The 25,732-nt window shown below is 69.6% G+C and carries 22 protein-coding genes and 1 pseudogene; 17 read left to right on the top strand and 6 right to left on the bottom strand.

Translation table 11 applies throughout. From position 1 onward, the window contains the following. Window positions 1–386, bottom strand: a pseudogene (locus HOV77_RS34670) (adenylyl cyclase); the annotation flags it as partial. Between the two features lie 205 nt (window positions 387–591). On the opposite strand from HOV77_RS34670, the gene HOV77_RS34665 reads away from it, so the two are divergent. From HOV77_RS34665 to sigJ, 4 genes are all read left to right on the top strand, one after another. Next, window positions 592–2,238 (top strand): serine/threonine-protein kinase, encoded by a 1,647-nt coding sequence (locus HOV77_RS34665; RefSeq protein ID WP_290870679.1) that lies wholly within the window; start codon window positions 592–594, stop codon window positions 2,236–2,238. Between the two features lie 67 nt (window positions 2,239–2,305). After that, window positions 2,306–3,262: a hypothetical protein gene (locus HOV77_RS34660; protein WP_290870677.1), complete on the top strand. Its 957-nt coding sequence runs from the start codon at window positions 2,306–2,308 to the stop codon at window positions 3,260–3,262. Window positions 3,263–3,320: 58 nt separating this feature from the next. Further along, window positions 3,321–4,139, top strand: coding sequence for a DUF72 domain-containing protein (locus HOV77_RS34655; RefSeq protein ID WP_290870682.1), 819 nt, complete (start codon window positions 3,321–3,323; stop codon window positions 4,137–4,139). 10 nt (window positions 4,140–4,149) lie between these two features. Continuing rightward, entirely contained in the window at window positions 4,150–5,091 is a 942-nt protein-coding gene (gene sigJ, locus HOV77_RS34650; RefSeq protein WP_290870675.1) for an RNA polymerase sigma factor SigJ, read from the top strand. Window positions 5,092–5,248: 157 nt separating this feature from the next. Here the strand turns inward: sigJ and HOV77_RS34645 are convergent, their stop codons facing one another. After that, the gene (locus HOV77_RS34645) at window positions 5,249–7,525 is read right to left on the bottom strand and encodes a UvrD-helicase domain-containing protein (protein ID WP_290870672.1); all 2,277 of its coding nucleotides are present in this window, start codon (window positions 7,523–7,525) and stop codon (window positions 5,249–5,251) included. A 127-nt stretch (window positions 7,526–7,652) separates the two neighbouring features. After that, a complete protein-coding gene (locus HOV77_RS34640; RefSeq protein WP_290870669.1) occupies window positions 7,653–8,294 on the bottom strand; it encodes a class I SAM-dependent methyltransferase in 642 nt (213 codons plus the stop codon). Window positions 8,295–8,459: 165 nt separating this feature from the next. Here HOV77_RS34640 and HOV77_RS34635 point away from each other — a divergent pair, with 165 nt between their 5' ends. The 8 genes from HOV77_RS34635 to HOV77_RS34600 all read left to right on the top strand — a co-directional run bounded on the left by HOV77_RS34635 (window position 8,460) and on the right by HOV77_RS34600 (window position 17,751). Beyond that, complete coding sequence (locus HOV77_RS34635) at window positions 8,460–10,424, top strand: PQQ-binding-like beta-propeller repeat protein (RefSeq protein ID WP_290870666.1); 1,965 nt, start codon at window positions 8,460–8,462, stop codon at window positions 10,422–10,424. Between the two features lie 211 nt (window positions 10,425–10,635). Continuing rightward, complete coding sequence (locus tag HOV77_RS34630; protein WP_290870663.1) at window positions 10,636–11,874, top strand: sugar ABC transporter substrate-binding protein; 1,239 nt, start codon at window positions 10,636–10,638, stop codon at window positions 11,872–11,874. 4 nt (window positions 11,875–11,878) lie between these two features. After that, window positions 11,879–12,802, top strand: a complete 924-nt coding sequence (locus HOV77_RS34625) for a sugar ABC transporter permease (protein WP_290870660.1) — start codon at window positions 11,879–11,881, stop codon at window positions 12,800–12,802. Then, window positions 12,799–13,602, top strand: coding sequence for a carbohydrate ABC transporter permease (locus tag HOV77_RS34620; RefSeq protein WP_290870657.1), 804 nt, complete (start codon window positions 12,799–12,801; stop codon window positions 13,600–13,602). The genes HOV77_RS34625 and HOV77_RS34620 overlap by 4 nt, the downstream gene beginning before the upstream one ends. Further along, window positions 13,599–14,555, top strand: a complete 957-nt coding sequence (locus tag HOV77_RS34615; protein WP_290870654.1) for a hydroxyacid dehydrogenase — start codon at window positions 13,599–13,601, stop codon at window positions 14,553–14,555. The genes HOV77_RS34620 and HOV77_RS34615 overlap by 4 nt, the downstream gene beginning before the upstream one ends. A gap of 35 nt (window positions 14,556–14,590) precedes the next feature. Continuing rightward, a complete protein-coding gene (locus HOV77_RS34610) occupies window positions 14,591–15,487 on the top strand; it encodes a Gfo/Idh/MocA family oxidoreductase (RefSeq protein WP_290870651.1) in 897 nt (298 codons plus the stop codon). Between the two features lie 153 nt (window positions 15,488–15,640). Then, window positions 15,641–16,657 carry an NAD-dependent epimerase/dehydratase family protein gene (locus HOV77_RS34605; RefSeq protein WP_290870648.1) on the top strand — a complete coding sequence of 339 codons (1,017 nt, stop codon included), beginning with the start codon at window positions 15,641–15,643 and terminating at the stop codon, window positions 16,655–16,657. A gap of 17 nt (window positions 16,658–16,674) precedes the next feature. Further along, a complete protein-coding gene (locus HOV77_RS34600; protein WP_290870646.1) occupies window positions 16,675–17,751 on the top strand; it encodes a dihydrodipicolinate synthase family protein in 1,077 nt (358 codons plus the stop codon). A gap of 77 nt (window positions 17,752–17,828) precedes the next feature. Here the strand turns inward: HOV77_RS34600 and HOV77_RS34595 are convergent, their stop codons facing one another. Beyond that, the gene (locus tag HOV77_RS34595; RefSeq protein ID WP_290870644.1) at window positions 17,829–19,055 is read right to left on the bottom strand and encodes a hypothetical protein; all 1,227 of its coding nucleotides are present in this window, start codon (window positions 19,053–19,055) and stop codon (window positions 17,829–17,831) included. Window positions 19,056–19,141: 86 nt separating this feature from the next. On the opposite strand from HOV77_RS34595, the gene HOV77_RS34590 reads away from it, so the two are divergent. The 4 genes from HOV77_RS34590 to HOV77_RS34575 are packed head-to-tail and all read left to right on the top strand — an operon-like array spanning window position 19,142 to window position 22,694. Further along, window positions 19,142–20,314: a DegT/DnrJ/EryC1/StrS family aminotransferase gene (locus HOV77_RS34590; RefSeq protein ID WP_290870641.1), complete on the top strand. Its 1,173-nt coding sequence runs from the start codon at window positions 19,142–19,144 to the stop codon at window positions 20,312–20,314. 19 nt (window positions 20,315–20,333) lie between these two features. Beyond that, window positions 20,334–21,191: a dihydrodipicolinate synthase family protein gene (locus tag HOV77_RS34585; RefSeq protein ID WP_290870638.1), complete on the top strand. Its 858-nt coding sequence runs from the start codon at window positions 20,334–20,336 to the stop codon at window positions 21,189–21,191. Further along, complete coding sequence (locus HOV77_RS34580; RefSeq protein WP_290870635.1) at window positions 21,181–21,921, top strand: amidohydrolase family protein; 741 nt, start codon at window positions 21,181–21,183, stop codon at window positions 21,919–21,921. The genes HOV77_RS34585 and HOV77_RS34580 overlap by 11 nt, the downstream gene beginning before the upstream one ends. Continuing rightward, window positions 21,918–22,694: an amidohydrolase family protein gene (locus HOV77_RS34575; RefSeq protein WP_290870632.1), complete on the top strand. Its 777-nt coding sequence runs from the start codon at window positions 21,918–21,920 to the stop codon at window positions 22,692–22,694. Before HOV77_RS34580 ends, HOV77_RS34575 begins: the two co-directional genes overlap by 4 nt. Before the next feature lie 608 nt (window positions 22,695–23,302). On the opposite strand, the gene HOV77_RS34570 is transcribed toward HOV77_RS34575, so the two are convergent. Then, on the bottom strand, window positions 23,303–23,575 hold the full coding sequence (locus tag HOV77_RS34570) for a YciI family protein (RefSeq protein ID WP_290870629.1): 273 nt from the start codon (window positions 23,573–23,575) through the stop codon (window positions 23,303–23,305). Between the two features lie 66 nt (window positions 23,576–23,641). On the opposite strand from HOV77_RS34570, the gene HOV77_RS34565 reads away from it, so the two are divergent. After that, window positions 23,642–24,259 carry an NAD(P)H-binding protein gene (locus HOV77_RS34565; RefSeq protein ID WP_290870626.1) on the top strand — a complete coding sequence of 206 codons (618 nt, stop codon included), beginning with the start codon at window positions 23,642–23,644 and terminating at the stop codon, window positions 24,257–24,259. Between the two features lie 33 nt (window positions 24,260–24,292). On the opposite strand, the gene HOV77_RS34560 is transcribed toward HOV77_RS34565, so the two are convergent. Further along, window positions 24,293–25,732 (bottom strand): ABC transporter ATP-binding protein (locus tag HOV77_RS34560; RefSeq protein ID WP_290870623.1); only part of this gene is annotated, 1,440 nt, incomplete at its 5' end.

Raw genomic sequence — 25,732 nt, 5'->3', positions numbered from 1 at the left:
CCGGTGCCGCCGTCGGCGAGGCAGCGGTTGTAGACCTCGACCTTGCCGTTGATGACGACGTCGGCGGGGGACGCGCCGAGCCCGGCGATCTCGGTGTAGTAGCCGACCTTGATCTGCAACGGCTGCTCGGCGGTGCCGTAGACGCCGGGCTGGAACAGGAAGGCGTACCGGTCGGTGGTCATCTCGGCGTCCACCTGGGCGGCGTGGACGGCGTCGAGGGTGGCCTGGATCTGGCTGACCGGCATGTCCGGGGTGAAGACGACGACGTTCGGGCCGAGCCAGCCGCCGGTCGATCCGGCAGCGGGCGCGGCGGAGGCGGTCGCGGCGATTGCGGCCAGCGCCGCGATGCCGAACGCCAGTCTTCGGCGGAGCGGACTTGTGCTCATGGATTCCTCTCAGGACGGAGCTTGAAGAGAGCGCTCTCTTGCGCAGGGCTATCGATCCGCGTGACAGGTTCGGGCGGTGTGAATATTTCTACCTTGAGTCGGCTCTGCGCTCAATAGGTTGTCAGGGGGAACAAACGCGTGGCGCAGCTCTCACCGAGACTCCCCAGGTGGGCGGATCGACCGCCGGCGACTACTCTCCGGAAGGATGTCCCCCTCCCCCGCCGAACCGCGTACCGTCGCCGGCCGTTATCGCCTGGAACACGCCCTCGGCCAGGGCGGGATGGGACGAGTCTGGTTCGCCCGCGACGAGATCCTGGGCCGCGAGGTGGCCGTCAAGGAGATCGTCCCGCCGCCGGGCCTGACCGACTCCGAGCGCCAGGAGATGCGGGAACGCTCGCTCCGCGAGGCCCGGGCGATCGCGCGGCTCAATCATCCCAATGTGGTACGCGTCTTCGACGTCGTCCGGACGAGCCCGGAGACCGATCCCTGGATCGTGATGGAGTACGTCCCGTCGCGCTCCCTTCAGGACGTCCTCGCCGCCGACGGCCCATTGCCCGCACAGCGAGCGGCGGCGGTGGGACTCGAAGTCCTGCACGCTCTCCAGGCGGCGCACCGGGCCGGGGTGATGCATCGCGACGTCAAACCGGGCAACGTGCTGCTCGGCGAGGACGGCCGGGTCGTGCTCACCGACTTCGGGCTCGCGACCGTCCCCGGGGACCCCAACGTGACACGCACCGGACTCGTGCTCGGCTCTCCGGCGTACATCTCGCCGGAACGGGCCAAGGAGGGGACCTCGGGCCCGGAGGCGGACCTGTGGTCCCTCGGCGCGACGATCTTCGCCGCGGTCGAGGGCCAATCCCCGTACGCGCGGGCGACCGCGATCGCGACGCTCACCGCACTGGCGAGCGAGCCGCCACCACCACCGAAGAACGCGACTGGCCCGCTGAAGGCCGCGTTGACCGGGTTGCTCCGCAAGGATCCAGCCAAGCGGCTGACCGCCGAGCAGGCCGAGAAGCTGCTGATCCGGGCGGCCGCCCAGCCGACCCGGACGGTGGCGCCGGTGGTGCCCGCTCCGCCCGAGCCGACGCGGCTCGACTTGCTGCGCCTCAATCCCGCACCCTCTACTTCGGACGATCCGGCCGAGCCCGTCTCCGCTCCGCCCACTCCGCCGAAGTTCACCGCCCGCCAACGCTGGTACGCCATCGCCGCGAGCGTGCTCGTCGTAGTCGCCGTCGCCGTGGCGGTCCCGCTGATGCAGGACGACTCCGATGCCGGCGCGAACGGCAAGCCGTCGGCGACCCCGACGCTCGCCCCGAGCCACGGCAAGACGTCCGGCCCGTTGACCGCACCGAGCCCGTCCGCCTCCCCCAGCGCCGTTTCGGTGTCACCGAGCGCGACGCCGACCGCGGGCGGCGCGCTGCCCGCGGGCTGGCACCTGTTCACCGGCGAGGATTACGCGATCCCGGTTCCGGACGGCTGGTCCAAGACGAGCGAAGGCGACATGATCCTCTTCCGGGAACAGGGCGGCGGCGGACGGGTCCTCGGCGTGATGAGTTCGGAGATCACGACGAACGATCCGAAGGCGGCGCTGGCCGAGCAGGAAAGCGACCAGTACAGCAAGTCGAACTACCAGAAGCTCAAGCTCGACAGTGTGGACTACCGCGATTACCCGGCCGCCGACTGGGAGTGGCTCTACACGACCGGCAACGGCACGAACATGCACGTGCTGCGGCGGGGGTTCATCGCGAACGGCCGGTTCTACACCTTCTCGTGGTACGTCTCCCAGGAAGACTGGGCGGCCGACCAGGACGAAATCGCCGTCATCGCTGGTGGCTTCCAGCCGGGCCGCTGATCCGAGCCAACCCCGTACGCCCCCTCACGCGTTTCTTCTCGGGGACCGAACTGAACCGAGGGGGCTCATGGCACGACGTCGCAAACCGATCGCACTCCGCGTACACGCGCGGCTACGGCCACCGGAGCGGGGCCACGTTCTCGTGACCGCCTCCATCGGCCCGTTCGGTGAGGCGATCGCGCTCTGGTCGTCGGCGGCGGGACGGGAGGCGCTGACCGCGCGCGTCACCGAACCGAGCGGGGTGTCCTTCGCCGTCACCACTTCACCGCACAGTGTCCGGGCCCGGGTCGTCGCGTACGCCCCGAAGCCGGCGCTGGACGTCACCGTCGCCGAGCTGCGGCTGGCCCACTGCCACGTGCAGCCGTTGCCCGGCGATCGCGTACTGCTCGTGGCGGCCCGCTGCCGGTTGAGCGCCGACGGCGCGGAGGCCAACGCGATGATCGTGACCGCCGACGGCCAGGCCGAACGGGTCGGCGTACTCGGCGACGGCATCGAGCACGTGCAGACCACACCGTCGGGCAAGATCTGGGTCGGCTACTTCGACGAGGGCGTCTACGGCGGCAACGGCTGGCACGTCGGCTCGGTCGAACCGCTCGGCTCGGCGGGCATCATCCGGTTCAGCTCCCGCCTGCGCCCCGAATGGCGCTTCACCAACGGCGCGGACCCGGTCGAGGAGTGCTACGCGCTCAACCTCGCCGGAGAGACCGCTTGGAGCACCTACTACTCCCGGTTTCCGATCGTCCGCGTCGAAGGCGACACGGTCACCTCCTGGCCCGGCACTGGCAGCGCTGCGCAGGCGCTCATCGTGGACGGCACGCGCTGCGCCCTACTCGGCGGGTACGCCGCCGACCGCGACCGCCTGCTCGCCGGTGACCTGACCCGGGGGCACTTTCGCGCGTACCAGTTGATTCTGCCCGATTATCGCCGCCTGCCCAGCAACGCCGTGGTGATCGGGCGCGGCCCGCACCTGCACGTCTTCGCCGACGCCGTCTGGTACCGCCTGGACCTGGACGACCTGCACTGACCGCGTTGTCGGGCCCGCTCGATAGGGTTGGCGGATGCGGTTGGCGGTGGGATGCGCGATGTGGACGCACAAGGCGTGGCAGGGCCACCTCATGCCGGCGAGCGGTGACCGGCTGCGGTCCTACGCGACCTGGTGCGACGCCGTCGAGGGCAACACGACGTTCTACGCCACTCCGTCGCGGGCGACCGTCGAGACCTGGGCGCGCCAGACCGGCGCCGATTTCCGGTTCGTGATGAAGCTCCCGAAGACGATCACCCACGAGCGCCGGTTCCACGACGTCGACGCCGAACTCAGCGGATTCCTCGACGCGATCGAACCCCTCGGGGGGCGTACACACGCTCTCTGGCTGCAGTTGCCGGGTTCGTTCGCCCCCGCCGACGTCCCGGCGCTGGAGAGCTTCCTGCGTCGCCTGCCACCCGATCACCGGTACGCCGTCGAAGTGCGCCACCGCGCCTTCTTCGAAGACGTTCGCGCGACCGCCGCCCTGGAAAGTGTCCTGGCCGAGGCGGACGCGGAGTGGATCCCGTTCGACACGACGGCGTTCTTCCAAGCGCCGCCGACGAGCGACGCCGAGCGGGACGCGTGGGAGAAGAAGCCGCGGATGCCGAAGCGCGAACGGGCGGTGACCAGCCGTCCCGTCGTCCGCTATCTCGGCCGGGATGCCACGCGGCAGACGGTCGAAGGCTGGCAGCCCTGGCTGGACGTCGTCGCCCAGTGGCTGCGCGAAGGACGGTCGCCGACCGTGTTCGTCCATACGCCGGACAACGCGGACGCGCCCGTTCTCGCCCGCCGCTTCCACGACGAGGTACGCGCCCGCGTACCGGAGTTGGCCCCGTTGCCGGAGGCCGAACCGGTCGAGCAGGGAACCTTGTTCTAGTCTCGGGGGCATGGCACTGACCGCGGGCGACGTCGACCTGTTCGAGGCGGCCCGGCCGCGGCTGGAAGCCATCGCGTACCGGATGCTCGGGTCGGCCGCCGAGGCGGAGGACGCCGTGCAGGAGACCTTTCTGCGGTGGCGGATCGCCGACGTCGAGCGCATCCAGGTGCCCGAGGCATGGCTGACGAAAGTCCTGACCAACCTATGTCTCAACCTCCTGACTTCGGCCCGCGCCCGGCGGGAGACCTATGTCGGGCAGTGGTTGCCCGAGCCGCTGCTCGCCGGTGACCCGATGCTCGGCCCGGCCGACACCGCCGAGCAGCGCGAATCCGTGTCGTACGCCGTCCTCACCCTGATGGAGCGCCTGTCGCCGAACGAGCGCGCGGTGTACGTGCTGCGAGAGGCGTTCGACTATCCGCATCAGGAGATCGCCGACATCCTGGACATCACCGCCGCGGGCAGCCAGCAGCTGTACCACCGCGCGAAGAAGCACATCGCCGACGGCAAAGCGCGTACACAGGTCGACGACGCGGTGGCCCGGCGAATCGTCGACGAGTTCCTCGCCGCTGCGACGAGCGGGCGTACGGAACCGCTGGTCAAGCTCCTGACGCAGGATGTGATCTCGATCGGCGACGGCGGTGGGAAGGTCCCCGCCCGGGCGAAGGCGTTCGAGGGTGCGGTCGCGGTCGCGAAGTTCCTGCGCGGGCTGTTCCAGCCGTCGGCCGCCAAGCACACCGCGATCGGCGGCGTCCCCGAGGTCTACCGGTGGAGTTCCAACGGCGGCCCGGCCCTGGTCGCCACGATCGACGGCCAGGTCGTCGGCGTCATGTGCCTCGAAATCACCGCCGACGGCATCTCCGCCGTGCTGAACCAGGTCAACCCCGACAAGCTGGCCCGCGCGACCGCCCGGTTCACCGCGTCCGAGCACGGAGAAGCCTTGTTCCAGGCGTGAGTCTTCCCGTTGATCATGAACCTAGGGTTCCGCCCGGCGGCGTGTCGGCGCCCCTTGCGCCGTGATCAACGCGGCGACAGCCGCGTCTTGATCACGCGGTTGGGGGCCACGACACGCCGCGCAGGGGAACCCTAGGTTCATGATCAACAGGGTGGGGTCAGCGGAGAGGGGTCGGTAGCGGCTGGTGGTGGACCACGACGAGGCCGGCCACAGCTCGGGTCAGCGAGACGTAGAGGCGGGCGTACCCGCGGGGTTCGGCGGCCACGATATCGGCCGGTTCCACCACGATGACGTGGTCGTATTCCAGCCCCTTGACCAGACTGGCGGGCACGAGAGCGACTCGGTTCGGGACGAGATCGGCCAGCTGGGGCAGGAATGCGTCGGCCACGACGACGGCCACCGTGCTGTCCGGCGGCGCGTTCTCGACCGCTGAGCGTACGCCGTCCACCAGGTCGGCGACCGGCTGAACGGTCAGCGAACCACCGTCGCGATAGGACTGCGTCGGGGCGATCCCGGGCGCGAGGAACTCCGCGGCGTACGAGGCGATCGCCTGGGGCACCCGGTATCCGGTGGTGAGGTCGAGGGTGTGCGCCTCCCGGCGGCCCAACCGGAGCAGGAGATCCCGCCAGGTCGGCGCAGCCAGCGGGTGCGTCGCCTGACCGAGGTCGCCGACGATGGTCATCGAGGCGTACTCGGAGCGGCGGGCGATCATCCGGCACTCCATCGGCGACAGATCCTGCGCCTCGTCGAGGATGACGTGGGCGTAGGGCGGCTCGACCGGAGTCTCGTCCTCCTCCTGGACGGGCAGCGGATCGGCGAGCACGGGAACATAGCCGTCCTCGCCGTACGGGTCGAAGCCGTCGATCCAGCTGACGACTTTGTGCCCCTCGCGCAGGATCACGGCCTCAGCCCAGCGTTGGGCGGCCATGACGGCATCATTGTCGATGTTCGGTCCCGCGTTGGCGATCGGCGTCGGATGCCCTGGGGCGTACAGGTTCCAGCCGTCGTTGAGGCTGATGCTGAGGACGAAGGTCTCCACGACCTGCGGTCCCGTCGTCAGTTCGCGCAACCGGGCGGCGGGCGCCGCCACCCGCACCTTACGAGGTGGCTCGCCGAGCATCAGCGACAGCTCGTCGAGCAGCGGGACGTCGTCCACCGACCAGTCGTTGTTCACGTGGTACGACTCCGACAACGTGGCCGCTTCCCCGGCGGTCAGCCCGGAGATCCGCTCGACGTCGAGCAGCCAGGACAACACCGGGGCCGGGCGCAGCGGCGGCCACCACGCCGCCAGGAACCGCTGGAACTCGGGCCGGTCGACGACGTCTTCCAAGAACAGCTCGCGCTCCAGCGTCGGCTTGTCCAGTTTGGACCACAACGCCGCCGCCAGCTCGGCCGAGGCGATCCCGGCCGCGCCGTTGGGCGCCAGCGACTCCGCCTGCCCCTTTCGGCGTACACGTTGGCGAACGGCCGCGAGCTCCGCGGCCTCGAGGGTAAGGACCTGCCCGGAGTAGACGAGTTTGAGCCGCTCAGGAGCCTCGGGCGGGGTCTGCCACATGAGGTCGGCGAGGACCGCGAGCATCCGCACGTCGCCCTTGACCGCGGCCACCGCGGCGCTGTCCCGGCGCGTGGCCGTGACCCCCGGAGTGAGCTCGCCGATCGCGCGCAAGTGGACGCTCTCCTCGCCGAGCGCGGGCAGGACGCGGCTGATGTAGTTGGTGAACACAGTGGACGGACCGACGACCAGGACCCGGCCGTCCGCGAACTTGCCGCGATCGGTGTAGAGCAGGTACGCCGCGCGATGCAGCGCGACCTGCGTCTTACCCGTCCCGGGACCACCGGTGATGAGCGTGACGCCGCGCGCGGGGGCCCGAATCGCCTCGTCCTGCTCCTTCTGGATGGTCGTGACGATGTCGCGCATCTGCGGGCCGCGGGACCGGCGCAACGCCGCGAGCAATGCGCCTTCCCCGAGTACGCGCAGGTCACCGGCCCGATCCGGAGTCAGGACGTCGTCGTCGAGGTCGATCACCTCCTGGCCCCGGCAGATGATCACGCGGCGGCGGACCACGCCGAGCGGGTCACCGGTGGTCGCCCGGTAGAACGGCGCGGCGGCCGGAGCGCGCCAGTCCACGAGCAGCGGCTCCATGTCGTCGTCGCGCAGGCCCAGGCGACCGATGTGATACGCCTCGCCGTCGTCGAAGTCGAGCCGGCCGAAGACCAGCCCCTCCGCCTCGGCGTCCAGCGAGCGCAGTTGCGCGCTGGCGCGGTGAACCATGGCGTCCCGTTCGACGAGGCCGGTCTTCGGGCCGGCGGCGGACCGGCCGTAGGCCTCGTGCTCCAGTTCCTTGGCTTGGGCGCGAACGAACTCGACTCGCTCATACACCCGATCGACGTGTTGCTGTTCGGCTTCGATCTCCAGTGTTCTGGCGTCAGGCACAGTGCTCCCCGGTACTGAGTTTGCGGGACCTGACGAGCATATGGGCAGTTCACGCGCCAAAAATCGTCATTCGGGGCGATTCGCGCGACCCCCTCTCTCCCATATACTGAAAAGGGCAGGGCGGTCGTCAGGCCTTTTTTGTTGCCCGGACCACGGCATCGTGGAGGGTCACCTCGTTCCCGTCGGGATCGGTGAACGGGCGTCCCGGATTCGTCGCCTCGATCTCCCACTCGTTCTCGTCGAACGTCTCCGCCATGTCCTCGGCCGTGAGCATCAGCGCGGCCACATGCTTCGGGCGCTCGATGGCCTCGATGTCCAGTGGGTGATGCCCGACGATCAGCAAGGTCCCGCCCGGCTTCACCGCGTCCGCCAACCGTCGATGCAGCGCCGTCAGCTCCGGCCGGGGCAGGTGGATGAAGTGCGCTGTTACCAGGTCGTACGCCTTCTCGGGCGTCCAGGTCAGGATGTCGGCCTGCTGCCAGGTGATACGGTCGGCGAGCTCGGAGCCCGCCGCCTCGGCCGCCCGTTTCAGCGCGACCTCCGAGACGTCGACGCCGGTCACCTGCCAGCCCCGGGCGGCGAGCCAGATGACGTCCGCTCCTTCGCCGCAGCCGACGTCGAGCGCCGTACCCGGAGTCAGGTCGCCGGCCACCGTGACGAGGCGCGGATTCGGGTTGCCGCTCCAGACCCGGTCGGCCGAGCCATACCGCTCGTCCCAGTACGCGGCGGTGAACATCTCGGCGTGATCGTGGTTGTGCTCATGCTCCATTCGTTCAGCCTGCCCGTCGCACTCCCGGCGCGCCAAGGAAGTTGCCGATTCGGCAACACCATTGCCTGATCCGATTTTCGGTCTTGGCCACAATACGTGTGAATGCGTTGACTGGGCGACAGGCACACATTACGGTCATGACCCAAACCCACAAGGGAGGGACGCATGAGGCGTACTTTGGCGCTGATCCTGTTCGCCGGCTTGGTGGTAGGCCCCACTCAGGCGGCCGTCGCCGCGTCGGCCTGCGATTCGCCGGGCTACCAGACCTTCGGCCCGGCCTCGGTGACCGGAGCAATCGTCGGCGCTGCCGTCCAGGATGGACACGCGTACGTGGTGACGCGGGGGCTGAAGCCGCCGATCGTGGCCGACATCGACCTCGCCACCCGCAAGGTCGTCCGCCAGTCGCCCATCCCGGACGGGCCGGGGACCGGCGAGCCGGAGGGCGCCTGGGCGACCACCATCTCCGGCGGGCAGCTCTACATCGGCACCTACGCAGTCCCCGACCTGTATCGGATGGACCTGACGACCGGGGTCGTCACCAGGCTCTTCTCGCTGGGCGTGAACGGCGGGTTCATCTGGAGCCTGACGACCGCGCCGGACGGCAAGGTCTACGCCGGCACCTACCCCGACGGCAAGGTCTGGGAGTACGACCCGGCGACCGGCGCCGCACCCCGGAACTTCGGCGTACTGGCCTCGGGTGAGCGCTACGTCCGGGCCGTCGCAGCCGACGCCACCACCGTGTACGCCGGCCTTCTCGACAAGCACAAGCTGGTGGCGATCGACCGGGCGACCGGAATGTCCCGGGTGCTCGTCGACGCCGGCGGTGGATTCGGGGCGGTCGCCGTCGCCGGGGATCGCGTCCTCGGCGCCAGCGGCGGCGCGCTGTACGACGTGCGTACCGACGGCACAGATCTCAAGACGACGGACTTGACCGCGCTGGGGCTGGGCTCCATCGACTCGATCGCGATGGACGGCGACGGGAGCGCGGTCGTCTCCACCCGCCCGAACGGCGCGATCTACCGCTATCGCGACGGCACGCTGACCGCGCTGGGGACGCCCCGGCTCGGCGAGGAGACGCGGCTGCTGGTCCCGTCCGGCGGTACGCTCGCCGGATTCTCCGGCAGCGGCGGGTTCTGGACGATGGACCTGGCGTCCGGCGCGACCGAGTTCACCGACCTGATCGAGGCGGGGCTGACACCCGGCTCCGAGCGACCGCAGTCGATCCTGCTGCAGCCGAACAAGTACCTCTACGTCGGCGGGCACTTCTCGATCACCGTACGCGACCTGCAGACGGGCTCGAAGCGGCGAGTCTGGGTGCCCGGCGAGCCCAAGGCGCTGGCCCGTCGAGGCAACGAGCTGTTCGCGGCGATCTACCCGAGCGGGCAGATCATCGCACTGGACCCCCGTGACGACTCGATCCGGAGCCTGGGCTACCTCGGGGACGGGCAGGCCCGGCCCTGGGACCTGGAGTACGACCCGGTGACCGACAAGCTGCTCGTCGCGTCCGCGCCGCTCGGGGCGAACCTCCAGGGCGCATTGTCCATCGTGGACCCCGACACTGGTGACAAGCAGGTTTACAAGAACGTGATCCCGGACGAAAGCCTCTACAGCCTGACCGTGGACTCCGCGGCCGGGATCGTCTACCTCGGCGGGGACGTGCTCGGCGGCGGCGGTACGCCGGCCACGAAGACGGCCGCCTCGGTGGCTGCGTTCGACCTGAACACGCGACGTGTTCTCTGGCAGGTCGACCCGGTGGCCGGTTACAAGACCCTCCAGGACATCAAGGTCTACCACGGTGTGCTGTACGGCGTGTACAAGCGTACGACCAGCTGGTTCGCGATGGACCTGGCCACCCGGACGCTGCTCGGATCGGGCCCGCTGACCACGTACGGCGAGATCGAGGTGCATCGCGGGCGGGTCTTCGCCAGCACCTTCAACGCCCAAGGCGCGGGCGAGGTTCACCTGCTCGGGACGACCTCCGCCACCAAGCTCGCCAGCGGGCTCGGCATGGAGTGGTACACCAATCCGCAGCTCGCCTTCGAGCCCGGATCATGGGACGCCTGGACGCTGGTCGGGCGGGACCTGGCTCGCGTACGCCTCGATCCGGGGTGCCCGGCGCTCTCGCTCTGACCCCTTCCTGGGTGGCTTCCGTCGGGGCGCTGGATCAGTGTTCTGGGTCGAATCTTGCGGCAAGATCCGACCCAGAACCCTGATCCAGCGCGAAAGCACGGGGGCCGATATCGAGGGACGTCAGCCGTGACAGGAGGTGCGGACAGTTAGGGGCTAGATTCGGACCGGACCGTAAGTTAGAGTGCGTCCACACCACCCGAGAGGACGCGACATGCAACTTCGCAAGGCTGTGTCGGCCGTCGCCGTCGCAACGTTGACGGCGCTGCTGGCCGCGTGCGGCGGCGGAGGCGACTCCGGCGACGACAAGGCCACCGTCACCATGTGGATCTACCCGGTCGTCGTCGACGAGACCCAGCACCGCGCGTACTGGTCCCAGACGGTCGACGCGTTCAAGGCGCAGAACCCCAATATCGACGTGAAGGTCGAGATCTTCCCGTGGGCCAACCGCGACGAGGCTCTGACCACGGCGATCGCCGGGAACAAGGGTCCCGACGTCGTCTACCTGATCCCCGACCAGATCCCCAAGTACGCCACCGCGATCGAGCCGATGGACTCCCACCTCGACGCCGCGGCCAAGTCCGACTACCTCGATAACGTGGTCAAGTCGGTCACGATGGACAACAAGCTCATGGGCGCGCCGATCCTCACCTCGGCGTTGTCGCTGCTCTGCAACAAGAAGGTGTTCGCCGCGGTCGGGCAGACGGCGTACCCGAAGACCTGGGACGACGTGAAGGCCATGGCCCCGGCGTTCAAGGCCAAGGGCTACGACATGATCTCCTACGACGGCGATCTGAAGACCACCCTCAACGTGACCTTCTACCCGCTGCTCTGGCAGGCCGGCGGGGACGTCTTCGCCGCCGACGGCAAGTCGGTCGCCTTCGACCAGGCGCCCGGCGTACAGGCGCTGACCTTCCTGAAGGACATGGTCGACGGCGGATACATCAACAAGGGCCCGATCACGACCACCCCGCCGATCGAGCAGAGCCGGCTGGCCCAGAACAAGGTGGCCTGCTCTTGGAGCGTCACCCCGGCCGACCTCACCAAGTTCTGGGGCAAGGACAACATCCAGGTGCTGCCGCCGCTGACCAACGCCAAGCAGGTCACTTACGGCACGGTCGGCTCGCTGGTGATGCTGAAGGGCTCGAAGAACAAGACGGCCGCCGCCAAGTGGGTCAACTTCGCCACTTCCGCGGCCAACGTCAAGACGTACGACACGGCGTCGGGCTTCTTCTCGCCGATCAAGTCCACCGGTGCGCTGTACGCCAACGACCCGGTGCTCGCGGAGGCCGAGAAGAACACGCAGTACGCCACGGTCGGTCCGCTGCAAGTGAAGTCGCGGGACGTCATGGGTGCCCTGGCACCCGAGATCCAGGCCGCACTGCTGGGCCAGAAGTCTCCGGAGCAGGCGCTCAAGGATGCGGCGAAGGCCGCCAACGCGATGCTGGGCTGACCGGATGACCACCACCGCCTCGGCGCGCGAGCGTGCCGCGACGACCGCCCCGGCGCGCAAGCGCGCCGGGGCGCGGTGGCGGGAGGCCCGCCCCGGGCTTCTGCTGGTGCTGCCCGCCTTCGCGCTGTTCGTGCTGTTCCGGTTCGGCCCGGCGATCGCCGGTGGCGTGCTGAGCTTCACCGACTACACCATCGGCGGCGAGACCGAGTGGACCGGGCTGGCCAACTTCGACCGCCTCGTCCACGACGACCGGTTCTGGGACGCCTTACGGGTCACCGTCATCTACTCGGTGCTCGCCGTACCCGGGTCGATCATCGTCGCGCTCGGCATGGCGATGCTGGTGCGGCGTACTTTCCGCGGCGTACGCCTGTTCCGTTCGATCTTCTTCCTGCCGGTGGTCACGAGCCTGGTCCTCGCCGGCGTCATCTTCAGCTGGATCTTCAGCGAGGACGGGCCCTGGTCGTCGCTGCTGCGCGCGGTCGGGTTCGAGGGCGGCTCATGGCTTGCCGACAGCGTCCTCGTGCTCCCCGCGCTGGTCGTGGTCAGCATCTGGACCCGGTTCGGCTACGGGATGCTGATCATCCTCGCCCGGCTGCAGGACATCCCCCGGGAATTGGAGGAAGCCGCCCACGTCGACGGGGCGGGTTCGTGGCAGACCTTCCGGCACATCATCCTGCCGCAGCTCAAACCGGCGCTGTTCTTCCTCGGCGTACTGGAGACGACGGTCGCCTTCCAGGCGTTCGACACGATCTGGGTGATGACCGGCGGCGGTCCGGCCCGGGCCAGCCGCACCTTGGTCATCGAGCTCTACGAGCAGGGCTTCCGCAACTTCGACCAGGACTACGCGGCGACCATCGGCGTGGCGCTGTTCGTCATGACCCTCGTCGTCGCGCTGATCCAACGCCTGATCATGGGGAGGGACAAGTGAAGCGAGCTGTCCGCGCCACTCTGCTGTTCCTCGCCGCAGTGGTGACGCTGTTCCCGTTCTACGCGATGCTCGTGCTGTCGTTCAAACCGATCGGGCCGGTGTCGCTGCCGGGCAGCCTGCTCCCGAGCGGGCTGTCGCTGGAGGCGTACGACCAGGTGCTGGGCACGGCGAGCCTGGCGCGCTGGCTCGTCAACACCGCCGTGTACGCGATCATCTCGGTGATCGGCGTCCTCGCGTTGTCGATGCTCGCCGGGTACGCCTTCGCGAAGAAGCGCTTCCCCGGCAAGGAGACCATGTTCTGGTCCTTCGTCGCGATGCTGATGGTGCCCTATCACGTGACCCTGATCCCGCTGTTCATCCTGATCGCGGACTGGGGCGGCGTCGACACCTACTGGGGACTGATCATTCCGACGCTGGCCAACGCACAGGCCGTCTTCCTGATGCGCCAGTTCATCAGTACGCTGCCCGACGAGCTCTTCGAGGCGGCTCGCCTCGACGGCTGCGGCGAGTTGCGCATCCTGTGGTCGCTGGTGCTCCCGCTGACCAAGCCCATCATGGCCACCTTGGGCGTCTTCGTCTTCCTCTGGCACTGGAACGACTACCTCTGGCCGCTCGTCATCGGGCAGAGCGAGGAGATGCGTACGCTCACCGTCGGGATCGCCTCCCTCCAAGCCGAGCGGGTGCCGTTGAACGTGGTCATGGCCGGTTCGGTGGTCGCGTTCGTGCCGATCTTCATGGCGTACCTCATCGGTCAGCGGTATTTCGTGGAGGGCGTGACGACCACGGGCATGAAGGGATGATCGCCGTCGACGTCCCACCGGGGCTGCGGGAACTCTTCTTCCCCGGCGATCTGTGGGCCCGTCTTCGCGAGTTGGGCCCGCTCACCGACGCGCTCACCGCCGACACGGCCGTCGCGGTGACCAGCTGGGCCAGCGCATCGATCGATTCCGAGACGTTGCGAAAAGCGCCGGGGCTCCGTTTGGTCGCGCACACCGGGGCCACCATCCGTCCGTATGCGACAGCGGTCGCGTGGGACCACGGCGTTCGGTTCAGCCAGGCCGGGGCCGCGATGGCCCATGCGGTCGCAGAGCAGGCCCTCGCGCTCACCCTGGCGCTGCTGCACCGCGTCCACCGATTCGACCACGCCCTGCGTACCGGGGTCGCCTGGGAGGCGGCCAAGCAGGCCCCGCCCCGCCGCGAGCTGCGGGACTGCCCGGTGGGCGTGATCGGAGCGTCGCGCACCGGCCGGGCGTACGTCCGGCTGGTGCGCGCGCTCGGCGCCCACGTTTCGGTCACCGACCCGTACCTGGGTCCGGAGGAGGCCGCTGAGCTGGGCGTACAAGTGGTCACGCTGGAGGAGCTGCTGACCGGCTCGCGCGTGGTCGCGCTCCACGCGCCCGTGCTCCCCGAGACCCGCGGCTTGCTCGGCGTCCGCGAGCTTTCCCTGCTCCAGCCGGGTGCGGTGCTGGTCAACACGGCCCGCTCGGCCTTGGTGGACATGCACGCTCTCCATCAACTTCTACGCACACAGCACGTCGACGCGGCGCTGGACGTCTTCGACGAGGAACCCCTGCCCGTCGACCATCCGCTGCGGGCGCTGCCGAACGTCCTCCTGACGCCGCACGAGGCCGGAGGCACCCTGGAAGCCCGCCGCCGGGCCGGCGAGATCGTGATCGGCGAGATCGCCCGATTCCTCGGCGGCCGCCCGCTGGAGCACGAGGTCACCCCGGCGGCGCTGGCCCGGATGGGGTGATCGACCTCGCCGGACCGGGCAGGTAGCGTCGCATCGTGATCGCTCTCGCCGGGCTCGCCACCAGCCACCCCTACACCGACGCCCGTACGCTCGCCGCCGGGTCGGCGCTGGCGGTGTGGGAGCCCGACGCCGAGCGGCTGGCCCGATTCCGGGCGGAGCATCCCGACGCCGAGGTCTTCGCCGACCTGTCCTCGTTGCTGGACGCCAAGCCGGACGGGGTCGTGCTGACGGTGCCGACGCCGCAGGTCGCCCCGGCGCTGGCGGCGGTGCTCGACCGGGATCTCCCGTGCTTCGTGAACAAGCCCGCTGCGGCGACAGCCGGGCAACTGGCCGCGTTGGATCCGGTGGTCGCCCGAGCGCCGCACCGGGTGCTGTCCAGCTCGGTGCTCCGCTTCGCGCCTTCGTTCGAACAGTTCCGCTCGGCAGTTCGCTCGTCCGAGGTGCTCACCGCGCGGGCCACCGTCCGGCACTCGGTCCAGCCGTGGGCCGAAGGCCTCAATCCCTGGCAGGATGACCCGTCGGCGGGTGGCGGAACCCTGGTGACGATGGGCATCCACGGCGTGGAGCTGCTCGTGGCGCTGCTCGGTCCGGAGGTGGCCGTCGCCGGGGCGGTTTCGGCCATCCGCCGGTATCGGACCCTACGGTCGGAAGACACCGGCATCATTGCGCTGGGCTGGACGGACGGCCCGGTCGGCGCGGTCGAGATCCTCGGCGTCACCGACGGCGAGGCGTACGCCGTGACCGTGGAGACCGCCGAAGGCACCCACGCCGTGACGCTGACCGGCGGCGACGATCCGGAGACGGCGCTGGGCTATCGAGGCACGATCGCGGCGTTCCTCGGCATGGTCGCGGGCGAGCCGAGCCCGGTGCGCTGGACCGAAACCCGGGCGGTGCTGTCCGTCCTGGCCGCCGCTCGCGCGATGACCCGGTAGGAAACTTCCGACCCCCATTGACGACGGCCGCACCCGGAGGTTACGGTCAGGACCGTTAATCGGCGCTGGGTCAGCGCTGGATCAGGGTTCCGGGTCGAATCTTGCATGATGATTCGACCGAGAACCCTGATCCAGCGGGGTGAGGGGAGCGGCATGCGATCGCTGACGGAACTCGAGGAACGGCTGTCGCGGCCGCGCGACGGGCTCGTGGACGACCTGCGCAAGCTCGAGGGGGACATCCTGATCCTGGGCGCGGGCGGCAAACTCGGCCCGAGCCTCGTCCGGCTGGCCCTGCGCGGGGTCGCCGCCGCCGGCACCAGCGCCAAGGTGATCGCGGTGTCCCGTTTCTCCGAGCCCGGCCTTGCCGACGCGCTGCGGTCCGAAGGCGCGGAGGTCATCTCGGCCGACGTCGCCGACGACGCGGCTCTCGCCGCGCTGCCGGATGCGGCCAACGTCGTGTTCCTCGTGGGCGCGAAGTTCGGCACCTCCGGCCGCGAGCACGCCACCTGGGCGACGAATGCGTACCTGCCGGGGCGGGTGGCTCAGCGGTATGCCGGATCGCGTCTGGTCGCATTATCGACCGGCAACGTCTACCCACTCGTCCCGGTCACCTCCGGCGGCTGCACCGAGGACACGCCGGTCGACCCGGTCGGCGAGTACGCCATGTCCTGCCTCGGCCGCGAACGCGTACTCACGCACTTCGCGTACGAGCACGGGACGCCGACGGCGTTGATCCGGCTCAACTACGCCGTCGAGATGCGGTACGGCGTACTGGTGGACATCGCGCGGGCGGTGCACGCCGATGCGCCCGTCGACCTGACGACCGGGCAGGCCAACATCGTCTGGCAGGGGTACGCCAACGAGGTGACCCTGCGGGCGCTGCACCACACCGGCGTACCGCCGTTCGTGCTGAACGTGACCGGCCCGGAGACCGTCTCGGTTCGTCAGGCCGCCCTGGACCTGGGTACGCGTCTCGGCCGGGAGCCTCGGTTCACGGGGACCGAGGCCCCCACGGCGTTGCTGTCGAACGCCCAGCGCTGCCACGGCCTGTTCGGCTACCCGGATCTGCCGCTCGCCGAGTTGCTCGACCACATCGCCGAATGGGTCACCCTCGGCCTGCCCTTCCTCGGCAAGCCGACCCATTTTCAGACGCGCGACGGCAAGTTCTGACCACGAACGGGGACCAAGTGCTCACCTCCCAGACCTCCAGCGCTCCCTCGGACGCCCGCTCCACGGCTCTCGAGGCGTTCCGCCGCGGCTGCGTCATCCCGGCTCATCCGCTGGCTCTCGACGAGCGGCGTACGCTGGATGAACGCCGTCAGCGGGCACTCACCCGCTACTACCTCGACGCCGGAGCGGGCGGGCTGGCGGTCGGTGTCCACACGACACAGTTCGCCATCCATGATCCGACCGTCGGGCTGCTGCCGCCGGTGCTGGAACTGGCCGCGGAGACGGCGAAGGAGTCCGGCCGCGAAGTCGTCCTCATCGCGGGCGCGTGCGGGCCGACGGCGCAGGCCGTGGCCGAGGCGGAGCTGGCCGCCTCGCTCGGTTACCACCTCGTGCTGCTCTCTCCCACGCCCGACCTGGACGAGGATCAGCTGATCGAACGGGCCCGCGCGGTCGGCGAAGTGCTCCCGGTCGTCGGCTTCTACCTGCAACCGGCCGTCGGCGGGCGCACGCTGTCCCGGGACTACTGGACGCGGCTGGCCGCCCTCGATTCGGTCGCCGGGATCAAGGTCGCGCCGTTCGACCGCTATCGCACGCTCGACGTGCTCCACGGCGTCGTGCGAGCGGGCCGGATCGGCGACCTCGCCCTCTACACCGGCAACGACGATCACATCCTCGCGGACCTGATCACCCCGCATCGCGTACGCGTCGACGGCCGGTCGGTGCAGGTGGAGTTCGTCGGCGGACTGCTCGGGCAGTGGGCCGTCTGGGTGCACCGCGCCGTCGAGCTGCTCGCCGACGCCCGCGCCGCCCGGCACGGCGACGACGTGGCACTACGCCGCCTGCTGAGCCTCGACGGGCACCTCACCGATGCCAACGCGGCCATCTTCGACGCCGCCCACGGCTTTCACGGCTGCATCCCCGGCATCCACGAGATCCTGCGCCGCCAAGGGCTGCTCGCCGGACGCTGGTGTCTCGACCCCACCGAGGAGCTCTCCCCCGGCCAGCTCGCCGAGATCGATCGGATCTGGACGGCGTACCCGCATCTGAACGACGACGAGTTCGTCGCCGCGAACCTGGACAAATGGCTGGCCTAGTCGCGTTGATCATGAACCTAGGGTTCCGGAAGGTCATCGAACCGGACCCATTAGTTCATGATCAACGAGGCGGGGGGTCAGAGGGTCAGGCGGTAGAGGGTGAGCGGGCGGCCGCTCGCGCCGGACTGCAGGTGGCCCAGCCGTTCGGCGAGCCCGGCCAGCTCCAGCCGATGCAGCATCCGCCGGGCCGTACGCTGCTGGACCCCGAGCTGCTCGGCCACCTCGCGGGTGGTCAGCGGCTCGGCCCCGGCCGCCGCCTTGACTTCTTTCAGACGCTCCAGAGTGGACACCGACAGTCCGACCCGCTGGGCGATCACCGCTGCGGTCGTGCCGCCGCCGGCGCGGATGGGCGCTTCGGATTCGAGTACGACGTCCATGTCGCTGCGCAACGAGAGGACGGCCGCGACCGGCCCGATCCGGCGAGCACGCGACAAAGCCCGGCGAGCCAGGCTCTCCGCCTCGGCGGCGCTGCGACCCAGCCCGAAGCCGACCCGGACGATCTCGTGCCGATCGGCCAGCCGCCGCAACATGGGCAACGCGGAGAAACCCACGGTGGCGTCGGCGAGCGGGCCACGGGTCGTGACCAGCAGATGCGTACCGCCGGTGTAGCGGGCGACGCTGCCGCCGAGGGTGGCCGCCTCCCGCATCAGGCCCTCGTCCTCGCCGGAGACCTCGACGAGACCGAGCGCGATCTGGGCGTCCTCGTGCGCCTGGTTGTCGGCCGTCAGCAGCAACTGCCGCAACGCCGTACGCACCGAATGGGTGGACGGAGCGAGTCGCAGCACCGGCATGTGCGGATGCAAGGCCTCGTAGACGGAACGAACGCAGGTCACCGCGACGGTGGTGCCCTGCGGTCCGCGCGCGCTTCGCTTGTGGAACGCGACGAGGTCGTCCGAGGTGAGGCCGGACCGGTACGGGAGCACCTTGATCCGGTCGACCGGCAGACCGGCCTCGATCAGGGTCGCCGCGACGTCGGCGTTCGGCAGGGTGTCGACCGACATCCGCGTCGGGTCGTGCCCGTCGCGCAGGAGGCGTACGGCCGCTTGAAGGAGGGTCGCCCCGGTGTAGTCGACGAACGCGGCCGGCCGGGACACCGCCTTGGCCTCCTTGGCCAGCGTGTACGGGACGATGCCGGTGAACAGCCAGGCCCCGAGGTGCGCATCGTGCGCCGCGACCAGGCCGACCGTCTGGGACTCGTGGTCGTAGTCGAGCCGCCGGGCGGTGACGCCGGGCTGCTCTTCGCAGGTGGCGGCGACGTCGTCCACCAGGTCGTGCGGGCCGACCACACCGATTTCGATCGCCACGGGTCCTCCTTGCCGTTCGCAGCACTACCAGATTACGGTCAGGTCCGGTATTTCGTATGACCCGGAGGGTGGAAATGTTTCCCAGCATGGCTGACGCGGCCGGCCGAACGCTCGGCGACGAGGAGATCGCCGCCGTCACCCGGGTGCTCCGCTCGGGCATGCTCAGCTCGGTCTGGGGCACCGAGGTCAAGGCGCTGGAACGGGAGGTCGCCGAGCTCCACGGAGTCGCGTACGCCATCGCCGCGAGCTCGGGCACCGCCGCGTTGCACCTGGCGGTGGCGGCCGCCGCACCGGACCCCGGCGACGAGATCATCACCTCGCCGATCAGCGACTTCGGCACCGTCGCCCCGATCCTGGCGCAGAACGCGGTGCCGGTCTTCGCCGACGTCGACCCCCTCACCGGCAACCTCGACGTCGACTCCGTCGCCCGCGCGATCGGGCCGCGTACCAGGGCGATCCTGGTGGTTCACCTGTTCGGCGCGCCGGCACCCGTCGCCGAGCTGCGGGAACTGGCCGACCGGCACGGGCTGATGCTCATCGAGGACTGTGCGCAGGCCTGGCTGACGAAGCTGCCGAACGGACGCCTCGTCGGCACCGCCGGTTCGATCGGGTGCCTGAGCCTCCAGCAATGGAAACACATCACCTGTGGCGATGGCGGGCTCACCCTGACCGACGACCCCGACCTCGCCCGCCGCATGCGGCTGTTCGCCGACAAGGGCTGGCCGCGCGACGTCGGGCGGCACCACGTGAGCTTCGGGCTCAATTATCGGATGACGGAGTTGGCCGGGGCGGTCGCCCGGGCGCAACTGGCCAAGCTGCCCGGCGTACTGGCGGATCGGCGGCGTACTGCCCGGCGGTTGCTCGACGCGATCGGCGGGCTGCCGGTGCGTACACCTCCGGCCGATGTGGACAGTCATGCCTGGTGGCTGTTTCCGCTGATCCTGCCGGATGGGGGTGCCCCCACGATCGCGGCCAAGCTGCAAGCGGCCGGCATCCCGGCCCGCGCCGGATATCTCCAGGAAGGTCTGCACTGCGCGCCCGCTCTGGTCGACGCCCCGGTGTACGGTTCCTCCCGATTTCCGCTGACCAGTCCGCCCGCTGACCGGGAACCCCGGTACGGCCGCGGCACCTGCCCGGTCGCGGAGCGCATGATCGACGAGACTCTGATCGTGATCGACTGGAATGAGAACTACACCGACGACCACGTCGACACGATCGCCGACGCGCTTCGGGGACTGTTCGATGAGCCTCTCGGGTGAAGAGCAGGAGTGCAGTCTCATGATTAACCGCAAGGCGGCTGAGCTGCGCGATCGGCTGCGCGGCCAGCTGATCGCCGCCACCGCCACGCCGACCGGCCCGGACGGCGTCAACCCCGAGGTCCTCGCGAACTATCTCCGCGGCCTGGTCACGGACGGGGTCGGCGCGCTGGCCGTGCTCGCGCACACCGGTCGCGGCCCGTTTCAGTCCGACAGCGTCCGCGAGCAGGTCATCCGGGCCGCGGTCGACACCGGCGTGCCGGTGGTCGCCGGTGTTCAAGGGGTACGCGAGGCGCAGCGCGCCGCCGAGGCAGGTGCCGACGCACTACTCGTCTTCCCGCCCGCCCCCGGCGAGGCCGTCGCCGTGCATCAAGCGCTCTGGGAAGCGTCAGAGTTGCCCCTGATCGCGTTCGATCTGTATCTGCGGCCGTATCCGCTGCCAGTGGTTCGCGACCTCGTCGAGCTGCCCGGCGTCGCCGGTTTGAAGGTCGCGCTGCTGCGAGACGACGCCGCTTGCAAGGACGCGTTCGCGGCGACGAACGAAGCCGATCGGCTGGCCATCACCGGCGAGGACCTGATGTTCGCGCCGTCGATCGCGTGGGGCGCACAAGCCGCGCTCGTCGGGATCGCCGCGGCCGCCGTCCAGGCGACCGACCGGGTTCTGCAGGCCGCCCTGGCCGGTGAGGCTCAGGACACCGCCCCCTTCGACCGGTACGCCGAGACGATCTTCGGTGATCCCGTCGACGGTTACGTGCAGCGAATGCTTTGGGTGGCCGCCGCCGAAGGCCGGATCCCCCCGGAGTACGCCGTCGACCCGCACGGCCCGGCTTTGCCCGACGGCGAACACGAACGCGTGCTGGAGGTACTCCGTGCCCTTTAGGCAGATCGCGGCGCAGCTCGGCGAGCTGCGGATCACCTTCGATGTCGATGCACTGCTGGGTGCGTACCCGGGGAAAGATGGCGGGATCACCGATTCGGGGGAGCTGGGCGCGGCCTTGCGCGAGGCGAACACCACGGCCGCGGCGGTCGCGAGCCTGCGCGCGGCACTCTTCGACGTGCACAGTGGCAATGACGAGGTGCTGGCGACGGACTTCACGCCTGTCGGCGGCCTGGACCTGCGCGATGCGCTCGGCGCGGAGCGGGAGCTGGACCGGCTGGCCGAGCTGGGGGTACGCGCGATCCGGCTGTTCCCCGACGAGCAGCACGCCGAGCCCGACTTCCCGGCCGTCCGCCATCTCGTACGGCGCGCGACCGAGCTTGGTTTCGTCGTGCTCTCCGGCGGTGACGTACGCCGATTCTGGAAGCCGTACGCGGGGCTCGGGGCGACCGTGGTCTTCCTCGACACGCACTTCTACCATCTCGGCGACTTCCTGATCGCAGCCCGGGAAGAGATGGGGTTCCACACGTCGACGCGCCTGTTGAACTCGCCGGACGCCGTCGAGACGGTCGCTTCTTCGGTGGGCGTCGAGCGAATGGTCTACGGTTCGCGAACTCCGTACGCCGAATCAGCCGTTCCTCGTCTGCGCCTGGCTCGCTGCGGGCTCAGCGCTTCGGACGTCGCCTTGATCGCGGGGACCACCGCCCGCCGGCTCCTGGGAGTGGACGCATGATCATCGACGTGCACGGGCACTGGGGACCCTGGTTCTTCACCATGGAAGTCGGGTCCGTCGAGACCAACCTGGCGGTGATGGACCGGTACGGCATCGACATGGCGATCGTGTCGGCCACCGAGGCGGTCTGCTACGACGCTCCCGCCGGGAATCGCGCGCTCGCCGACGCGCTGCCTTCCTCAGGCCGTCTTTATGGGTATGTCACCGTCAATCCTCGGCAACTCGATGCCGCGTCGCGTGATCTCGCCCGCTACTTCGGCGACGGCCGATTCGTCGGCGCGAAACTGCACACCGACTACACGGAGTCGCCGATCACCTCCCCGCAGACCCAGGACGCCCTGACGATGCTGGCCGAGCTCGACTGTCCAGTGCTCGTGCACACCTGGGGGCGTACCGTGCTGGACCTGGCACAGTCCTGTGTGGATCGTCCACGCTTGCGGGCGATCGCCGGGCACATGGGCGCCGACGGTTACCCGTACGCCATCGAAGCAGCGCAGTCGTGTGACCGCCTATATCTGGAACCTTCCTGGTCGCAGGCTCCGGCTGGGCGCATTTCCTCGGTTCTGGCAGCAGTGGACGATCGGCAGCTGCTGTTCGGCACCGACTCGACGCTCATCGACCCCGCGTCCGCGCTGGGTGCGGTGCTGGGCTCGGGCCTCTTCGACACCGCCGGCCCCGTCGGGTCCGCCGGCCTCACCGGCCCCGCCGGCCTCACCGCTGAGCGGCTGGCTTGGCGGAACGCCGCTTCGCTGTTCGACCTCCCCACTTCGTGAGGCCCGCCCGTCTGACCGCTCGCCGCATTGGCCGCCCGCCGCTTTGGCCCCACCGCTTTGGGCCCCACCACTTTGACCGCCCGCGGCTTTGGCCCCGCCGCTTGCCGGACCCGGTTGCGGGCTCCGGTATGGAGCCCTCCCGCGGAATGCGCTTCCGGCAGGGGCGCTCCCGAGCCCGCCATGATCGTCGGCTGCCGACATTCATGGCGTTTGCGGCTTCCATGATCGTCGACTGCCGACATTCGTGGGCCGATTCGTGCACTGATCGTCGGCTTCCGACGATCATGGAAGCCGCGCGCAACCAATGACGGGCGCTCCCTATGAAGCGGCGCGCCATCGATGACGGGCCCGGCTTGCTCCCGGATGCGTACGAGTCGGCGGCTGGTTCTCAGAGCGGCAAGCGATCCCGGGCGGCCGGCTCGGGCGCGGTCCACTCCCGGCGGCGAGGTCATGATCGTGTGCCCTTGGTCAGCTGTGGGAGGCCGATTTCGGAGATCATGTGCCCCTGACCAGCGAAAATCGGCCGTGTAGCGCTGACCACCGGCACATGATCTCCGTTAAGCGCCCGAAATCGCTGACCCAGGGCACTGGATCAAGGCGCGGGCGGGTTACACGTCGAGGGCGCGGCCGATGATCGGGGACCATTCGCGTACGGATGCGACGGTCACGCCGGGAGTGCGGTAGTAGGCGTCGTCGGCGAGGATCTCGTCCAGCCTCGCCCGGTCGACGTCGAAGATCAGCAGCGCCCCGGTGTCGTCCGTCCAGGGCCCGGAGACCACCACTACGCCTTCGGCGTGCAGCTTCGCGAGGTACTCCCGATGGGCCGGGCGAGCGGCGAGCCGAGCGGGGTTGGCGTCGAAGGCAAGTTCGATCACATGCATGGGGCGGATGTTAACTCGCCCGCCGAAACGGCCGACACACTGCGGGACCGCCGATACGCTGGCCGAATGCGGATACTGCTGTTCGGAGCGACCGGCACCCTGGGCAGCCGGATCGCGGCCGAACTCACCGAACGCGGCGAGCAGGTGACCAGCGCGAGCCGGACCGGGCACTCGCCGTCGCCCGACATCTCGGCGGTGACCGCCGACCCGACCGACTCGGACTCGGTCGCCGCCGCGGCCGAGGGTTACGACGTGATCGCCTCGGCGGTGCACATCGACCCGTCCAACGCAGTTCCGGTAACGAAGGGGCTGCTAGAGGGCGCACGGAAGGCGGGCGTCCGCCGGATCGTGTTCGTCGGCGGTGCGGGAAGCCTCAAAGGGCCTGACGGCGTAGATCTCGTCGACGGGCCGGCCTTCCCCGCCGAGTGGCGGCCGATCGGGCTCGCCCATCGCGACGCGCTGAACGTCATCCGGCCCGTGGCCGACCTCGACTGGTCCTACCTGTCACCGGCGGCGGTGATCGCGCCCGGTGAGCGTACGGGGAAGTTCCGGATGGGCGGCGACGACGTGATCACCGACGACAAGGGCAACAGCTTCATCAGTGCCGAGGACTACGCCGTGGCCTTCGCCGACGAACTCCAGCAGGGCAACGCGATCCGGCGGCGGATCACCGTCGGCTACTGAAAGATCACGCCGCGGCCAAGGCCGCATAGTGCTTCAGGCCGCGGCCAAGGCCGCGTAGTGACCGCCCTCGGAGAGGAGCGACTCGTGCCGGCCGGCCTCGGCGACGCGCCCGTGGTCGAGCACCACGATCTGGTCGGCGTCGCGGACGGTGGACAGCCGATGCGCGATGGTGATCGTCGTCCGGCCCTCGGTGAGCCGATCGAACGCCCGCTGCACGGCCCGCTCGGTCTCGGTGTCCAGCGCACTGGTCGCCTCGTCGAGCACGAGGATCTTCGGGTCCCGCAGCAGCGTACGCGCGATGGCGATCCGCTGCTTCTCACCACCGGAGAAGCGGTGGCCCCGGGAGCCGACCACGGTGTCGTAGCCGTCCGGCAGCGACGTGATCAGATCGTGCACCTGAGCGGCTCGGGCAGCCTCGACGAGCTCGGCGTCGGACGCGTCCGGCCGGGCGTACCGCAGGTTCTCCCGCACGGTCGTATGCAGCAGGTAGGTCTCCTGGCTGACTACGCCCACGATCCCCGCCAGATCGGCGAGCGCGATGTCGCGTACGTCGACGCCGTCGATCGTGACGCGACCTGCCGTCGGATCGTGCAGACGCGCGATCAACCCGGCGACGGTGCTCTTGCCCGAGCCGGTCTCCCCCACCAGGGCCAATGACCTGCCGGCCGGGATGTCCAGGTCGACACCCGCGACGGCGTCGACCGGGCTGTCGGCGTACCGGAAGGAGACGTTCTCCAGCCGGAGGTGTCCCGCGACCCGGGGCAGCCGGACCGGCTTCGCCGGCTCCCGGATGTCGACCGGCAGGTCGAGGTACTCGAAGATGCGGCCGAACAAGGCCATCGACGCGGTGACCGAGACGCCGACGTTGAACAGGCCCATCAGCGGGCGGAAGAGGCTCGACTGGAGCGCGGTGAAGGCGACGAGCGTACCGATCGTCAGGCTCGACCCGGGCAACCCGGCGGCCAGGTAGATGACGGCCGGGATCGCGGCGAACACGACCGACATCGAGGCCATCCGCCAGCGCCCGGCCAGCTCCGATCGCAGTTCGAGGTCGATGAGCCGGCGCGAGGACGAGGTGAACCGATCGACCAGCGCGGACGACGTGCCCATCGTCTTGCTCAGCTGCACGCCGCTGATCGACAGGCCCTCCTCGATCGTGACGTTGAGGTCGGCGAGCTCCTTCTGCCGTTCGGCGGTGATCGCGCGGCGCATCCGGGCGACTCGCCTGGTCAGGTAGATCGCGGGCGGCAGCACGACGAGGGAGACGAGCGAGAGCCGCCAGGACAGGGCGGCCATCGCCACGGCGGTGGCGATCACGGTGGTGAGGTTGGCGGCGATCGACGTGGCCGTCGAGGTGACCACGGATTCCATGCCGCCGATGTCGTTGGTGATACGCGACTGGACCTCACCGGTCCGCGTACGCGTGAAGAAGGCCATCGACTGCCGCTGCAGGTGGCTGAACACCTCGGTGCG

It is taken from the genome of Hamadaea sp. (assembly GCF_013362815.1).
In the GTDB taxonomy this organism is placed as follows: domain Bacteria; phylum Actinomycetota; class Actinomycetes; order Mycobacteriales; family Micromonosporaceae; genus Hamadaea.
Note: the sequence above shows the minus strand (reverse complement) of the source record. Positions and strands in the feature narration are given on the sequence as shown.